A 15,072-nucleotide genomic window follows, 5' to 3' on the forward strand; every position below is an offset into this window, starting at 1 on the left:
CACTTCTACCCTGAGGTGGTCGACCCGGACACGGGAGAACCCCTTCCGGAGGGCGAGGAGGGCGAACTGGTGTTGACGACGCTCACGAAGGAGGCCCTGCCCGTGCTGCGCTACCGCACCGGCGACCTCACTACGCTCACGACCGACGAGTGCGAGTGCGGCCGCACGATGGTCCGAATGGACAACGTCACTGGCCGCGCCGACGATCTCATCATCGTGCGCGGCGTCAACCTCTACCCGAGCCAGATCGAAGCCGTCGTCCTCGAGTTCGAGGCGGTCGCGCCCTACTACCGCATCGACCTCGAGCGCGAGGAGAACCTCGACACCCTCGAGNGAAGCCGTCGTCCTCGAGTTCGAGGCGGTCGCGCCCTACTACCGCATCGACCTCGAGCGCGAGGAGAACCTCGACACCCTCGAGCTCACGATCGAACTAGAGGAGGCGTTCGACGGCGACCGCGGCCGACTCCGGAGCGAGATCCTTGAGCGACTCCAGAACGCGCTGTCGTTCACGCCCGACGACCTCGAGTTGGTCGAGTCCGGAACCCTCGAGCGAACGGAGGTCGGGAAGGTCAAACGCGTCTACGACCACCGCTGAAGCGGACCGCGTTCTCCACCGGCGCCGAGCGCGTCCCGCTGAACGTCGCCGACTCCCACTTTTAATACGGTTCGTGAGACAGTACCGTGCATGGATATCGAAGCCTTCTTCGAGGGCATGCCGTTCGCCTCCCTGCTCGGGATCGACGTCACCGACTGCGAGGACGGGCACGCCGAGGGCCGCCTCGAGATGAGCGAGGACCTCTCGTGGAACGAGGACCGGCTGATGGCCCACGGCGGCGTCACGTTCACCCTCGCGGACACCGTCGGCGGCGCGGCGCTGGTCTCGCTGGTCGAGCAACCCGTTCCGACGATCGACATGCGGATCGACTACCTCAACGCCGGCACCGGCGACCTCTATGCGGAAGCCGACGTCGTGCGCTGCGGAAGCGACGTCGGCGTCGTCGACGTGGACGTCTACGCCGAAAACGGCGAGGAGTCTCCTGAAGACGCCGACGCCGTCGGGACGCACATCGCCGACGCGCGCGGGGTCTACAAGACCGGCTGATCGCTGAGCGTCCTCCGTATTCTGTTTCGTCACGTCCGGCTATCGACCCGGCCGGCCGTCCGCTTTACTCGAGTTCCGGCGCTACCTCGCGTCCGAGTCGGTGTACGCAGTCGATCGTCTCCGCCGTGTCGACGCCGGGATAGTACGTCCGGAGGATGAAGTGGAGATCGTCGCCGAGCGCCTCGCGATACCGCTCGAGTTCGTCGACGACCTGTTCCGGCGTCCCGAAGATCGCCTGTTCTTTCAGTTCCCGCTTGCGCTCGGGTTCGAGTTCGTCGACGGACTCGCCGGAGAAGAGCTCCGCGTACCGCCGCTGCAGGTAGAAGTAGCCGTCCCGCATCGCCTCCCAGGCGTCTTCACGGGAGTCGCCGACCCAGCCGTGCTGGAGGACGTAGATCGTGAAGTCGTCCTCGAGGCCCTCCTCCTCGCGGACCTGCCGGATGTCCTCGACGCGCTTGCGGACGCCCTCGACCGAGAGCGCCGAGGGGGCACACCACGCGTCGCCGATCCGAGCCGCCCGACGGACGGCCGGCTTCGCGCCGCCGCCGAGCATAATCGGTACCGACTCGTCGGTCGGTTTCGGCGTGATCGAGACGTCCGTCGGCACGTCGTGGAACCCGGACTCGTACTCGAGGTCGTCTCCGCTCCAGGCGCCTCGGAGGAACGGTACGAGATCGGCGAGCCGCTCGGCCCGTTCGTCCCGCGGGACGGCGAAGACGTCGAACTCCCGCGGGTTCGAGCCGATCGCGAGCCCCAGCGTCAGTCGGCCGTCGGCGAGCAGGTCGACGGTGGCGGCGTCCTCCGCGAGCCTGATCGGGTCGTACAGCGGTCCGAGCGCGACGCAGCTGCCGATCTCGAGGTCGTCTGTCTCGGCGGCCATCGCCCCGAGCGCGGGCATCGTTCCCGAGAGGTAGCCGTCCTCGGCGAAGTGGTGTTCCGACACCCAGGCGCTGTCGAGGCCCGCGACCTCGATCTCGCGGCTCAACGCGAGTACCTCGTCGTACAGGTCGCTCGCCTCGCGGTCGTCGTCCGGCCGCTGCTGGGCGGTGAACAGGCCCGTCCCGAGTTTCATAGTCCTATCATCCAGTGTGACCGGCTTAATTGTTAGTGCCTCGGCTATTCGTCGGACTCGAGTTCTGGTTTGGATTCGCTCGTTGCTTCGTCGCTGTGGCCACTACGAAAGCCCCTGGCGCTCTCGGTGGTTACGACTCGCTGCGGTCCTCGCCCTTCGGGCTGCGGTCCTTGCGTCGTCTCACCAACCGAGAGCGCCAGCCCCTTTCAGTCCCGCCCGCGGTGGCCTGCCCGACCAGCCGATACGGGCGGGACTGAAAGGGGCTGGTGCGGTCGATCCCTCCCGGGCGCAGTAAGGACCACAGCGAAGCGAGGACCGCAGCAAGCCCCGGAGGATCGAGCGTGCCAGGGGCTTTCGTAGTGGTTTCGAGCGATTCGGTCTCGAAACTGGCGACTCACACTCATGCACCGGACCGCATCAAAATACCCGTTCCAAGGCGGTCAGTGATCGATAACCGTAATCTCCTCGACCGGCCACTGGCTCAGGATTTCGACGCCGTCCTCGCGGACGACGACCATCTCCTCGACGCGAACGCCTTGCCGGCCGGCCGGCTCCTGGGTCTCGACGGCCATCGTCATCCCCGCTTCGATCTCGATAGGGTGATCGGGCGAGAGGCCGCGCCAGATCAGCGGGACCTCGTACAGCTGGAGTCCGAGCCCGTGGGCCCAGTGGTTCGTGGTCAGCTGCCAGTGCTCGTCGGCGTCGTAGTAGTCGGCGTGTTCGCCCTCCATGTCCGGGAACCCCTCGGCGATCTCGTCGGTCGTCGCGCCGGGTTCGATGCGCTCGAGCACGTCGTAGAGGTTGTCTCGAGCCGTTTCGTACGCCTCCCGCTGCTCGTCGGTCGGCTCGCCCATCGAGAAGGTCCGGTAATAACACGATCGGTAGCCGAGGTAGCCGATGTTGTAGAAGTCGGCGTAGACGAGATCGCCCGGCCGAATCGCACGGTCGGTCGTGTTGGCCTGGTGTTTCGGCCACGTGTTCGGTCCGGAGGTGAGGTAGCCGCCACCGACGAACGCCCCGTGGCGCCACAGTTCCTCGACCGCCTCGCCCCAGACCTCGTTCTCGCGCTTGCCCGGTTTCGCGGCGTCTTTGATCGCCTGGAATCCCGCTTCGCAGATCGACGCGACCATCCGCAGACACTCGATCTCGTCTTCGGTCTTGACCTTTCGGGCGTCCTCCATGACCGTGTTGCAGGCCTCGACGTCGGTCTCGAGGCCGCGATCCTCGAGGGCCTCGAGTAGTCCTCGGTTGCCAACGTCGACGCCGAGTGTCTCGTCGGCGACGCCGTAGTCCTCCATGGCCTCGTGGACCGTCTCGGCCATCGTCGAGAGCAGGAACCGCCGAGCCGACGGGCTGCCCGAGGCCCGCGGGACGTTCCCGAGGCCGGGACAGGCGTAGCGGACGTCGTGTAGCCAGGGGCAGTTGAACCGCTGATTGCTCGCGTGGTCGGCGGTGTCCCAGTGGACGATATCGCCGTTCTCGGTCAGGAGCGTGTAGTGGTCCGCGCCGCTGCCGCCGGTCATCGCCAGCCCGGTGACGTACCGGATGTTGGGGTCCGAAACGAGCAGCATCGCGCCGAGATCCGTCTCCCGGAGGTGCTCGAGCGCTTTCTCCTTGCGCTCCTCGCGAAGCCGCTGCGTGTCGATTCGCTGCTCCCAGTCGACGGCCTGCGTGCCGCGCGTTCCCTCCATGAACTCCCGCTCGTAGAATGTCATGTCGTGGCATATCACGGGAATCCACTAAACCGTACCGCTGGCGGCGATCGGCGAGGGACACCCGCCTATAAGGTCGTCGGCGTGCTATGCCCGTACATGCCAATACCCGGCTACGATCCGGAAGACATCGACGAGATGCTCGAGTCGCGCCTCGGAGACGACGAGATCGAGCGCAAGCTGACCGAATCGGAACTCGAGCGCTACCGAGCCGGCGACGAGAACCTGCTGGACCTCCTCGACGAGGAGGAAATCGAGCGGGTCCGCGAGCGCGGGGACGGCTCGAACTGAGTCGAAGCCGGGAACACGGCGGGTCAGACCGGGTCGAGACCCGCTTCCTCGCGTAAGACGTTGATGTACTTCCGGAACCCCGACTCGAGGTCGTACTGAACCTCGTAACCGAGATCCTCCCGGGCCTTCGTCATGTCGAGGTTCTGCGTCCAGGGGAGTTCGCCGTCGTCGGAAACGTCGACGTCGGCGCCGGGGACGATCGACTCGACTGTCTCCGCGGCTTCGCGGACCGTCGCGAGCACGCCGCGGACGTTGTAAACTCGCTGCGACAGGTCGTCTTCGGCCGTGAACGCCGCCTTCCGGAACGCCTGGGAGATGTCCTCGACGTGCTGCCAGTCGATCGCCTGATCGCCGTACTCGACGCTGTAGGACTCTCCGAGCGCGGGTTTCTCGATGATGTTCGCGAGAAACGCCGAGCCGCCGGTCTCGCGGTAGGGGCCGTAGGCGACCGTCGGCCGGAGCGCGACGTGGTCGAGACCGTAGTCCTCGTGGTAGACCCGGGCCTGGTGTTCGTTGTACTCCTTGGTCGCGCCGTAGAGCGTGTCCGGATAGACGAGTTCGTCCTCGTCGATCCACTCCGCGTCGTAGTTGTGCGGCGGGGCGTAGACCGCCGCCGAGGACGCCCACGCGACGCGCTCGATCTGATCGTCCAGCGTGCGCGCGGCCTCGAAGACGTTGTTCGTCCCCATGACGTTCACGTCGGCCGCGCTTCGGGGGTTCTCGCGCGCCGTCGTCGTCAGCAGCGCCGCGAGGTGGACGATGTGGGTCGTTTCCGTCTCCTTGACCGCGCGGATCACGTCGGTCGGCTCGCAGACGTCGCCGCGTCGAACGTCCACGTCGTTGGCGACGCCGAGTTTCTCGAGGATCTCCGCGTCCGTCGAGAGGTCGTAGGCGATCACGTCGTGGCCGTGCTCGAGCAGGTCCTGTACCACGTAGGAACCGATGAAGCCGGTTCCACCGGTTACCAGTACGGTAGCGTCGGTGTCGTTCATGTGTCCGTAATATGTCGATAGTTCACGTATAGGTTGGTGATTGTTCTCAGCCGACCGCGGGCGTCGTCGTCACCCGTCACTCGTGGAGCCCTCCGACCGATTCATAGAACGAGGACGCCAGCGTGTCGGCCATGTCTTCCTCGCGGTCGGTTCGCACGTCGATGACGTGGGGAACGTCAGCCGCCTTGCCGTCCTCGAGCGCCGCGGCGAACGCCTCGGGATCGGTCGCGCGCGTTCCGACGGCGCCGAAGGCTTCGGCGGCTTTCACGAAGTCCGTGTCGTGGAACTCGACGCCGGCGATGTCGCCGTCCTCGCTCTGCATCTGCCGGACCATCCCGAGGCTGGTGTCGTTGAGGACGACGAACGTGGGCGCGACGCCGTATTCGACGGCGGTCTCGACGCTGTTCATCGTCATCGAGAAGCCGCCGTCGCCGGCGACCGCGACGACGTCCTTGTCCGTCGTCAGCGCCGCCGACACCGCGGCCGGGTTCGCCCAGCCCATTCCGCCGACGCCGCCGCTACCGAAGTAGGTGCGGACGGCCGGGGTCTGCAGGTAGTACAACAGCCAGAACCGGTTGTTGCCGGAGTCGGCGGTGACGATCGTCTCCTCGTCGACGACCGCTTCGATCTCCGTGACGGCGCGCTGGGGTTTGATCGGCGTCGAGTCGTCCTCGCACTCGGGGGCGGTAAACCACTCTCTGGCCGTCGCCGCGCGTTCTATCGCCCAGTCGTTCGACGCGTCGCCGGCGTCGGCGAGCGCGGCGAGGCTCTCTTTCGCGTCGCCGATGAGGCCGACATCGGCGGGGTAGACCCAGCCCGCGTTGCGCGCGTCGACGTCCGCGTGGACGATCGTCTGCTCGTCGGGACGAATGAACTCGGGGGCCTGCCAGTTCGTGTCCATGGGGTTCAGCCGACAGCCGACGACGAGCAACGTATCGGCCTCGCTGACGACCCGATTCGCGCCTTCGTGCCCGAACGACCCCATGACGCCGGCGGCGCGGTCGTCGGTCTCGGGATAGGTCGACTTGCCGAGATACGAGGTGACGACGACGCAGTCGTACGCCTCGGCGACCGCCGCGAGTTCCTCGTAGGCCTGTGCAGCGTGGACGCCGTTGCCCGCGACGATCACCGGCCGCTCCGCCCCCTCGAGCGCTTCGACGGCGTCGGCGACGTCCGATGCGGTCGGCGCGGCGTCCCACGTCCGGGTCTGAGCGGGGGCGTCCCACGCGGTCGGCGTGGGATCGTCGGGAACGTCGTCGGTAATCGCGTCGCCGTCCAGGATGATCGCGGTCGGACCGGGACGGCCGGCGACGGCGTGTTTGAACGCCAACTGCGTCGAGCGCAGGGTTTCGATCGGCGTGCGCGGAAACCACCACTCCTCGGATACCCCGTCGAGGATCGAGGGGAGGCTGAACCCGCCGTAATCCCCGCGGGCTTGCTGGTACGGCGCCAGCGTCGAGTACTCGCCACGCTCGGAGGCCTCGGTGAGCACGACCATCGGCGACGACGCCAGCCGTGCCTCCATCTGCCCGATCATCCCGAGGCTGCCGATCCAGGGCCCCTGGCCGGCGAGGACGCCCGGGCGACCCGTGAGCCGGCCGTAGGTCTCCGCCATGACGCTCGCCTCGCGCTCGTCGCGCGGCCTGACGAGGTCGACGTCCGAGTCGGGGAGGTGCTCGAGCAGTTCGATGACTCGGCCGCCCGGATAGCCGAAGACGTACTCGACGTCGAGGTCCTCGAGCGTCTCGACGAGTGCGGACGCGGTCGTCGTCATTCGTCGGCGTCCACGTGCACGGTCTCTTCGACGACCATTCGCGGTCCCGCGCCGGGATCGGTGAACTCCGCAGCGTCGTCCATGACCTCCTGACCGATGTCGGACTCGAACGCCTCGTTCATGGCCCGACCGTCCTCGAACGTGAGCTCGAGGACGCCGTCGTATTCGGCGTCGTCGGGGTCCGCCGGAACGGACGTGCTGTACCGTTTCAGACCGGGGAGTTCGCTGGCCATTTCGGCGTGGTCGCCCTGCCACCGTTCGACGAACTCGTCGTGGCTGTACTCGTCGTCCCGGACGAGAAACTCGACCAATGTTATCATGCATCCTCACTGTTGCTATCCGCCGACTTTGTTCTATCGGTGCGGTGTGTTCACCTCAACCGCGGTGGCTGCCAACACGAACCGCAAGGTTATGTGCGCCTACCGTTATTTCCACCGTATGCCCGAGATGCCAGCGATGCGCGTCGATCACGTCGGGATCGCCGTCGAATCGATCGACGACGTCGAAGAACTGCTGTTCGTCCTCGGCTGCGAGAAGATCCACGAGGTGTCCAGCGAGTACGGTGCGTTCACCTGGGCGACGTACGTCCTCGGCGACGCCTCTCGGCTCGAGCTCATTGCTCCCGAGGACGGCTCGGAATCGTTCCTCACCGACTTCCTCGAGCGACGCGGCCCCGGCCTCCATCACATCACGCTCGAGGTTGCCGACTTGGAGCGAGCGGTCGACGTCCTCGACGCACACGACGTCCCGGTCGCCGATTACGCCGAATTCGAACACTGGGGCGAAGCGTTCGTGGCGCCGTCGAACCCGACCGGTGCGTTGCTCCAGCTCATGGAGTACGACGACGGGTACGCGGAGACCCGCGAGGCGGGACGGCGGCTGTTCGTCCGCGGCGAGTCGCTCTGACACCGCCGCTTCGGACGGGCTACGTCGGAGATGTCGGAACGCGACTGCGTGCGGCGCGGTCACAGGCCTCACCATTTATTGTACTGTGCGGAAAACACAGTCGTGATGTACAAACACGTCGCGTTACTGGTTCGTCAGGACGGCCTATCCCACGAGGAGTTCGTCGACTACTGGCAGGAGAACCACACCCCGATCGCCCGCGAGATCGAGGGGGTGGTTCGCTACCAGCAGGTGTTGCCGACCGAACCGGATCACGCCGAGTTCGACGGCCTGGCGGAACTGTACTTCGAGGACCTCGAGGCGCTCCACGACGCGCTGGGCAGCGAAGGCTCGCGCGATTACGACCCCGAGCAGGGGAAAGCGAAGGAGGCTCGCGAAGACGTGGACAACTTCCTCGCGGTCGAGGAGCGACCGCGGTTCATTGGCGAGGAGACCGTCCAGAAGGACGAGGTCGACGGCGATACTGACGGGCTCTACAAGCACTCTGCCTTTCTCGTCCGACAAGAGGGAATGAGCCACGAGGAGTTTGTCGACTACTGGCAGGAGAACCACACCCCGATCGCCCGCGAGATCGAGGGCGTCGTGAAGTACAACACGGTGATTCCGACCGATCCCGAGAACGCCGAGTTCGACGGCGTCGCCGAACTCTACTTCGAAGACCTCGAGAAACTGTACGACGCGCTCGGCAGCGAGGGCTCGCGCGACTATGACCCCGAGAACGGCAAGGCGAAGGAGGCCCGCGAGGACGTCGACAACTTCCTCGCGATTGACGAGCGGCCCCGATTCATCGGCCGCGAGCGCCTCGTCACGGCCGAGGAGTGATCGCATGGCTAACACCGATCGCGACTTCGAGAGTCAGGTCCGCGAGGCGTTTCCCGAACTCGAGCAAATCGAGGACGAAGACCTGCGCGAACGGGTCGTCGAGGCGTGGGTGCTCGGGTTAGCGCGCGGCGGCTGGCGAGACGTCGAGGACATCCCCTACGCCTGGAACATCCACGACGTCACGAACGTCGAACACGTTCGCGGCGTCGCGCGCATCGCGCTCGAGACCGCCCGCGAACAGCGGGCGTTCCACGGCGCCGATCCCGACGTCGACGTGACCGTCGCCGCGTGTCTCCTCCACGACGTCGGCAAGTGCTACGAGTACCCCGACTTCGTGGACGACGAACTGCTCACCGATCCCGATCCGCGATACGTCAGCGAGGAGATCCCCCACTCCATCTCCGGCTACGCCCTCGCCCACGAGGTCGGCTGTCCGCTCGCCGTGCAACGCGCGATCCCGCACTTCCTCGGCGAGGTCCCCACGCGCACGCTCGAGGCCGAACTCGTCAAGAGCGCGAACTCCGCGTCGTCGAACGCCATCACGCAGGCGACGATGGGGATCACGCTACAGGAGTGGGTCGAGGAGTACTCCCAGACTTCGTAGTCGTTCGACCGTCCCGGCGCGAGTCCGTTGGAATTGGACCGAGAGACCGGCGAACTTGCGTTCGAACTCCGCGAACGAAACCAGGAAACGTTCGAACAGCGGGAACAGCTTTTTGCCGATTCGCCACGATTGTGAACGCATGCCAAGCGAATCCCAACACAGGCCGGTCGAAACCGTCGAGACGGCCTTCGACATCGTCGACGTGCTCAAACGCGACGACGGTGCCGGGATCACCGACATCGCCGACGAACTCGGCCTCGCGAAGAGTACGGTTCACCGGCACGTGAAAACGCTCGAGTCGCGGGGGCTGCTCGTCCGGGAGGGCGACGTCTATCGCATCAGTACGTGGTTCCTCGACTACGGCATTCACGTGCGCAACCGCCACCGGTTGTACGACGTCGCCAGACCCAAAGTCGACGAACTCGCCGCGGAAACCAACGAGAAGGTCTGGTGCGTGATCGAAGAGCACGGGATGGGCGTCCACATCTACGGCGCCGAAGGACGACACTCCGTCAAGACCCACGCGCGGATCGGACAGCGGACGTATCTCCACCAGTTCGCCGCCGGCAAAGCCATCCTCGCGCACCTGCCCGACAACCGCATCGAGTCGATCCTCGAGGACTACGGCCTCGCCGCACAGACCGACCAGACGATCACCGAGCGCGACGAGCTCCACGACCAGCTCGCGACGATCCGCGACAGGGGATACGCGTTCAACCGCGAGGAGTCGGTCATCGGCGTCCACGCCGTCGGCGCGCCGATCAGAAACAAGTCGGGGACGGCCATCGGCGCGATCAGCGTCGCCGGTCCTGCGAACCGACTCCGCGACGACCTGATGACCGAAGAACTTCCGTCCCTCCTGCTCGGTGCGACCAACGAAGTGGAGATCAACCTCGCCCACTCGTAGCGGCCCCGTCGTCGCCCGCTCGCCACCGAACTCGGTTACGTCTCCTATGTATCTCCCTCATTACCGAATTCACTAACTCGTCCCATCACCGAACTTACGCTCTCTCCGCCGGTTCGACGCCGATTCACCGCTATCTCGTTCGAGCCTTTCGAACGGCATTCAGCGCGCATCGATCGTCGCTGTCAGATTCGCTCGGTATTCGGTGTCTCGAGTACTAATTCTGGGACTCCGCTGTTCGTCCCTCGGATCGATCCGATCTGTACTTACAGCGGTGCCGATGTAATATCCGCTATGAGGGCCGGTCGATTACAGAAGTACTACTGTAATTCAGCTGATCGTGTTCGTGACGACGGTCGTTTCCGTAATTCGAACGGGGGTGGAGCAGTCGGTCGCCCGAGACCCGAGCGACTCGCTCGGTGGACACTGGTCGATGGGTGACACTCCGACAGGAGGGAACCAGACGGCCCACGGACGGCCGATGGACTACAGTTCGAGGAACTCCTCGGCGTTCTCCCAGAGGATTTTCCGCTTGATTTCCTCGTCGAAGTCGAGGGCGGCGAACTGCTCGAGCCACGGTCCCGGCTCGAGCATCGGGTAGTCGGTCCCGAACATGACCTTGTCCGCGAGGAGGGACTTGGCGTACTGCAGCACCTGCTCGTCGATGTATCTCGGCATCCACCCCGAGAGATCCATGTAGACGTTCCCTTTTGTTGGCAGATCGCGAGCTGTTCTTTCTCCCACGGGTAGGCGGGATGCGCGATGAGGATCTGGAGATCCGGGTGGTCGGCCGCCACGTCGTCGATCAACATCGGGTTGCCGTACTTGATCTTCAGGCCGCGACCGCCCGGCGAACACGCGCCGAGGGTGGAGTTCCCCCCGTGAAAGACGACGGGAACCCCGAGGTCCTCGATGGTCGCCCACAGCTCCTCGTGCTCGGGGTCGGACGGGTCGAACCCCTGGGCGATCTGCTGGAACTTGAACCCGGAGAGATCCAGATCCTCGACGCAGCGGATCGCCTCCTCGACGCAATCGTCTTTGAGCGGATCGACGGAGCCGAATCCGATGAAGAAGTCGGAATGCTCGTCGCGGACCTCGGCGACGTAGTCGTTCGGCACGGGCGGATTACCCGTGTTCGTCTCCGCGTCCCAGCCGAGCAACACGGCCCGGCCGACCCCGGCCGCCCGATACTCCTCGATCATGTTTTCGTACGTGTCCGGCTCGAGGTCGGCGCCGAACCGATCGGCTGCGTCCCGCATCATCTGTCCCCCCGCGTCGTGGAGGAACTCGCTGGTCGGCTGGTGAGCGTGCGTGTCGATCGCGCGCGACTCCTCGAGTACCGTGGGAGAACCCATACCACAAGCGACGTGAGGACACCATATGTATTTTCCCACGAAAGACGAAGTCGATCGAATACCGGTGCTGGCGATCGACGGTCTACTCGAGAGAGATAATTATATGGTATCTGAGTTAATTTCACTATACTAATTTTTGCTATACTTCTGGAGAGAGACCCGATTCAAAACCCGAATGCCGCCTTAGTGTGCCTACTGGTATTGTTTTAGTGCACTTATTCATTCCGGCCACCAATATGGGAGATGTCGTTAGACGAAACGATATCCCTGGCTATATGGGCCTAATATACCCTAATTCTGGACTTTGGGCCGAAGGTCTGATAAAAGACAATAAATCTATATGTTTGTATTGATTCATACAGTAGTATTTGATAGCAACCTCAGAAGGTCGTTGTTGGACACTCATATCGAAGAGACCACCGCTAACCGATCAGTTCGACCGAGCACATCGCACCGGATACGTGACGAGAGTCGGCGATCTCGACGTCGAGTGCGAGAGAATCGACGCGCTTGAGTGTCTAGTCCGTGGAGAGTCCGCGAAGCGACTCCTCACCGATCTCCTCGAGGACGTGCTCGTGAAACGCCTGCAGGGCGGCGCTCTCGTCTTCGGCGAGAACGACGTCGCTGGCCGACAGCGTCGCCAGTCCGAAGGCCCGCGGCGTCGGCGAGTCGAGCAGCGTACGTTCGATTTCGATATCGCCGGCCGCGATATCGCCGACGATCTGCTCGATCTCCGCGACGTTGAGTTTGTCCTCGAGAATCTCGCGGTAGGTCTCCTCGATGACCGCGAACTCCTCGAGATCCTCGGCGAAACCGAGCAGCATCTCGCTCGAGACCTGCTGTTCGCTCGCCGATTTCTCGTAGCCCTTGTAGCGCTTCAAGATCATCAGCGAGCGGGTCGCGTTGATCCGGAAGTACCGCTGGAGGAGGTCGGTGCCGGAGAGCGCGCTCCGGAGGTCCTCGCGGACGTCGTCGGCCTCGAGGTCCTCGAGGATCCCCTCGACGTCGACCTTCCGATTGAGGGGCATCGAGAGGACGAACCCGTTGTCGGCGACGGCGGCGCGAACGTTGGCGGTGGCCTCCTGGGCGCACCGGTAGGCCAGCAGCCGAGAGAACCCGTCGTTGAACTTCCGACCGTAGCTCGAGTGGACGTAGTAGTGGCGCTCGTACTCCTCGCGGTCCCGGACCACCTCGATCGCGAGGCGATCAGTCGTGCTGACGCTCTCGCTCCCCGCGTACCGGAACTGGTGTTCGAACAGCCGTGCGATCGCACGCACGCTGTCGTCGTCCAACGGGAACTCACGGAGCCACGCGCGGACCCGCGGCGGACCGCCCGCGTCGTAGCGCTCGAGGAGGTCGCCCTGGAACGCGAGGATCTCCCGCCCGAGGTCGTAGGACAGCGGCAGCCGCTCGGAGTACCACGAGGGGACGGTCGGTCGCGCGCTCGTGCGGTCGACGTAGACCTTCGAACCCCGCCGGTACCGGTACTCGAAGTGGTCGCCCCCGAGGACGAAGACGTCGCCCTTCTCCAAGGTGTCGAGGTAGTTCTCGTCTAACTGGCCGACCCACTCGTCGCCGGCGCGGGTCTTGACGTCACAGGTGAAGGAGTCGGGAATCGTCCCGATGTTGGTCATGTAGATGACGCGAGCCAGCCGGCCGCGCTTGCCGATCAGCGGCCGTCCGACGGGGTACTCCTCGTGGTGGTGCTCGCCGCTGGGCGGATCGTTCTCGTCGCGCCAGATCTTCGCGTAGACGTTCTTGTCCTCGAGGCCCGCGTAGTCGGCGGTGAGGTACCGGGCGAGCGATTCCCACTCCTCGTCGCTGTAGTTCCGGTAGGGGTAGGCCCGTCGGAGGATGCCGACCACCTCGCTCTCGGGCCGAATCTCGGCGATGGCCATCCCGTAGACGTGCTGGGCGGCAACGTCCTGGGCGTTCTCCGGGATCGAGACGGAGTCGACGAATCCGTCCTCGGCCTTCTTGAGCATCACGGCGCACTCGAGGAGTTCGTCCCGATCCAGGGCGATGACTCGTCCCGTCACCGTCTGGCCGACGCGGTGGCCCGCGCGGCCGACGCGCTGGAGCAGGGCGGCGACGGACTTGGGCGAGCCGACCTGCACCACGAGGTCGACGTGGGGCATGTCGATCCCCAGCTCCAGCGAGGTCGAGGAGGTCACCACGTCGAGGCTCCCCTCCTTCAGCCGCTTCTCGACGTCGTGGCGGACGTCCTTCGAGAGGCTGCCGTGGTGACAGCCGGAGTTCTCCTCGTCGTAGGCGTCGAACCCCTCGCGCAAGTTGTGCAACACCCGTTCGGCGCCCGAGCGGGTGTTCGTGAAGACGATCGTGTTCGTGTGCTCCTGAATGTGCTCGTGGAGCATCCGGTAGAACCGCTCCTGGACGACCTCGCGGGGCGTGTGGATCAGGTCGTCGGTCGGACACTCGAGTTCGATGTCGAACTCGCGGGCGAAGCGGGCGTCGACGATCTCGTACGGACGGGAGTCGCCGCCGGGCTCGTCCCGCCCGACCAGAAACTCCGCGACCCCCTCGAGTGGTTCGATCGTCGCCGAGCAGCCGATCCTGGTGACGTCGTGGTCGACCATCGCCTCGAGTCGCTCGAGGCTCACCGACAGGTGGGTCCCGCGCTTGCCCGCGGCCAGCGAGTGGATCTCGTCGACGATGACGTACTCGACGGTCCGCAACTTCTCGCGGAACTTCGGCGAATTGAGGAGGATCGCGAGCGTCTCCGGCGTCGTGTTCAGAATGTGTGGCGTCTCCTCGAGCATCTTCTGGCGGTCGCTCGAGGAGGTGTCGCCGTGGCGGATGGCGTGGCGGATTTCGCCCATTTCCGCCTCGTCGTTCCGCTCCGCGACGACGGATTCGATCCCCTCGAGGGGCACCTCGAGGTTGCGGTGGATGTCGTTGGCCAGCGATTTGAGAGGGGAGACGTAGAGGCAGTAGACGGAGTTCTCGAGGCCGTCGTCGTCGTCCCGATCACGCCGGTAGAGTTCGTCGATAATCGCACAGAAAGAACTTAGCGTCTTGCCTGAACCCGTCGGCGCACAGACCAGCGTGTTCGTCCCCTCGTGGATCTTCGGGATCGCCCCCTGCTGTGGCGGCGTGAAGAAGCCCTCGTTCTCGGGAACGTACTCGCCGAACTCCTCGAGCCACCACTCTTGGACCGCCGGCTCGAGGAGGTCGAAGACGTCGCGGTCCTCGATCGTGACGGCGTCCGGATCGAAAGGGAGGTCGGCGTCGGGGACCGGCAACTCGAGGCCGTCGTTCCCGCTCATTACCGTCGTCTCCGGGGCCGGTATGTAAGAGGGTTTGGACAGCGGGGCGGAAGTGAACTCGAACGGGGCGAGGCCGGTCCAACTGTCAGAAGCCGAGGCTCGATCGGATTCGTAATGAATCCATAATACAGACCGTTCCTTATTCCTGATATTCAGAGGATATACCGTTGCGGTCCCTCACGTCTCTTGCTCCTGTCATTGACTCGTAATAGTCGGGTTCGTCGGGGGATGACGATCGCCGATCCCGACTC

General features: G+C 64.8%; 12 protein-coding genes and 2 pseudogenes. 7 read left to right on the forward strand and 7 right to left on the reverse strand.

The genetic code is table 11. The features are described 5' to 3' along the window. Both C477_RS23475 and C477_RS09230 read left to right on the forward strand, forming a co-directional pair. Positions 1 to 595: pseudogene (locus C477_RS23475) on the forward strand (phenylacetate--CoA ligase family protein); the annotation flags it as partial. A 90-nt stretch (positions 596 to 685) separates the two neighbouring features. Then, positions 686 to 1,102 carry a PaaI family thioesterase gene (locus C477_RS09230; protein ID WP_008894206.1) on the forward strand — a complete coding sequence of 139 codons (417 nt, stop codon included), beginning with the start codon at positions 686 to 688 and terminating at the stop codon, positions 1,100 to 1,102. A 64-nt stretch (positions 1,103 to 1,166) separates the two neighbouring features. Here C477_RS09230 and C477_RS09235 read toward each other — a convergent pair whose 3' ends face one another. Next, entirely contained in the window at positions 1,167 to 2,174 is a 1,008-nt protein-coding gene (locus C477_RS09235; RefSeq protein WP_008894207.1) for an LLM class flavin-dependent oxidoreductase, read from the reverse strand. Between the two features lie 440 nt (positions 2,175 to 2,614). Continuing rightward, positions 2,615 to 3,889, reverse strand: coding sequence for a M24 family metallopeptidase (locus C477_RS09240; RefSeq protein ID WP_008894208.1), 1,275 nt, complete (start codon positions 3,887 to 3,889; stop codon positions 2,615 to 2,617). Between the two features lie 96 nt (positions 3,890 to 3,985). Between C477_RS09240 and C477_RS09245 the strand changes: the two genes are divergently transcribed. Next, positions 3,986 to 4,177, forward strand: a complete 192-nt coding sequence (locus tag C477_RS09245) for a hypothetical protein (protein ID WP_008894209.1) — start codon at positions 3,986 to 3,988, stop codon at positions 4,175 to 4,177. A 23-nt stretch (positions 4,178 to 4,200) separates the two neighbouring features. Here the strand turns inward: C477_RS09245 and C477_RS09250 are convergent, their stop codons facing one another. The 3 genes from C477_RS09250 to C477_RS09260 all read right to left on the reverse strand — a co-directional run bounded on the left by C477_RS09250 (position 4,201) and on the right by C477_RS09260 (position 7,263). Continuing rightward, positions 4,201 to 5,169 carry an NAD-dependent epimerase/dehydratase family protein gene (locus tag C477_RS09250; protein ID WP_008894210.1) on the reverse strand — a complete coding sequence of 323 codons (969 nt, stop codon included), beginning with the start codon at positions 5,167 to 5,169 and terminating at the stop codon, positions 4,201 to 4,203. 76 nt (positions 5,170 to 5,245) lie between these two features. After that, entirely contained in the window at positions 5,246 to 6,943 is a 1,698-nt protein-coding gene (locus C477_RS09255; protein WP_008894211.1) for a thiamine pyrophosphate-binding protein, read from the reverse strand. Continuing rightward, a complete protein-coding gene (locus C477_RS09260; RefSeq protein WP_049914453.1) occupies positions 6,940 to 7,263 on the reverse strand; it encodes an EthD family reductase in 324 nt (107 codons plus the stop codon). The genes C477_RS09255 and C477_RS09260 overlap by 4 nt, the downstream gene beginning before the upstream one ends. A 118-nt stretch (positions 7,264 to 7,381) precedes the next feature. Here C477_RS09260 and C477_RS09265 point away from each other — a divergent pair, with 118 nt between their 5' ends. The 4 genes from C477_RS09265 to C477_RS09280 all read left to right on the forward strand — a co-directional run bounded on the left by C477_RS09265 (position 7,382) and on the right by C477_RS09280 (position 10,182). Then, positions 7,382 to 7,849 (forward strand): VOC family protein, encoded by a 468-nt coding sequence (locus tag C477_RS09265; RefSeq protein ID WP_008894213.1) that lies wholly within the window; start codon positions 7,382 to 7,384, stop codon positions 7,847 to 7,849. Positions 7,850 to 7,954: 105 nt separating this feature from the next. Beyond that, complete coding sequence (locus C477_RS09270; protein ID WP_008894214.1) at positions 7,955 to 8,671, forward strand: EthD domain-containing protein; 717 nt, start codon at positions 7,955 to 7,957, stop codon at positions 8,669 to 8,671. 4 nt (positions 8,672 to 8,675) lie between these two features. Further along, positions 8,676 to 9,275 (forward strand): HD domain-containing protein, encoded by a 600-nt coding sequence (locus tag C477_RS09275; protein ID WP_008894215.1) that lies wholly within the window; start codon positions 8,676 to 8,678, stop codon positions 9,273 to 9,275. A gap of 139 nt (positions 9,276 to 9,414) precedes the next feature. After that, a complete protein-coding gene (locus tag C477_RS09280) occupies positions 9,415 to 10,182 on the forward strand; it encodes an IclR family transcriptional regulator (protein ID WP_008894216.1) in 768 nt (255 codons plus the stop codon). A 483-nt stretch (positions 10,183 to 10,665) separates the two neighbouring features. Here the strand turns inward: C477_RS09280 and C477_RS09285 are convergent. Continuing rightward, positions 10,666 to 11,534, reverse strand: a pseudogene (locus C477_RS09285) (amidohydrolase family protein). 518 nt (positions 11,535 to 12,052) lie between these two features. After that, on the reverse strand, positions 12,053 to 14,821 hold the full coding sequence (locus C477_RS09290) for an ATP-dependent helicase (RefSeq protein ID WP_008894218.1): 2,769 nt from the start codon (positions 14,819 to 14,821) through the stop codon (positions 12,053 to 12,055). Positions 14,822 to 15,072 lie beyond the last annotated feature (251 nt).

This window comes from Haloterrigena salina JCM 13891, assembly GCF_000337495.1.
GTDB classification, from domain to species: domain Archaea; phylum Halobacteriota; class Halobacteria; order Halobacteriales; family Natrialbaceae; genus Haloterrigena; species Haloterrigena salina.

Coding starts and splice junctions, on each gene's coding strand:
- C477_RS09230 (WP_008894206.1), top strand. CDS start 686: ATGGATATCGAAGCCTTCTTCGAGGGCATGCCGTTCGCCTCCCTGCTC.
- C477_RS09235 (WP_008894207.1), bottom strand. CDS start 2,174: ATGAAACTCGGGACGGGCCTGTTCACCGCCCAGCAGCGGCCGGACGAC.
- C477_RS09240 (WP_008894208.1), bottom strand. CDS start 3,889: ATGACATTCTACGAGCGGGAGTTCATGGAGGGAACGCGCGGCACGCAG.
- C477_RS09245 (WP_008894209.1), top strand. CDS start 3,986: ATGCCAATACCCGGCTACGATCCGGAAGACATCGACGAGATGCTCGAG.
- C477_RS09250 (WP_008894210.1), bottom strand. CDS start 5,169: ATGAACGACACCGACGCTACCGTACTGGTAACCGGTGGAACCGGCTTC.
- C477_RS09255 (WP_008894211.1), bottom strand. CDS start 6,943: ATGACGACGACCGCGTCCGCACTCGTCGAGACGCTCGAGGACCTCGAC.
- C477_RS09260 (WP_049914453.1), bottom strand. CDS start 7,263: ATGATAACATTGGTCGAGTTTCTCGTCCGGGACGACGAGTACAGCCAC.
- C477_RS09265 (WP_008894213.1), top strand. CDS start 7,382: ATGCCCGAGATGCCAGCGATGCGCGTCGATCACGTCGGGATCGCCGTC.
- C477_RS09270 (WP_008894214.1), top strand. CDS start 7,955: ATGTACAAACACGTCGCGTTACTGGTTCGTCAGGACGGCCTATCCCAC.
- C477_RS09275 (WP_008894215.1), top strand. CDS start 8,676: ATGGCTAACACCGATCGCGACTTCGAGAGTCAGGTCCGCGAGGCGTTT.
- C477_RS09280 (WP_008894216.1), top strand. CDS start 9,415: ATGCCAAGCGAATCCCAACACAGGCCGGTCGAAACCGTCGAGACGGCC.
- C477_RS09290 (WP_008894218.1), bottom strand. CDS start 14,821: ATGAGCGGGAACGACGGCCTCGAGTTGCCGGTCCCCGACGCCGACCTC.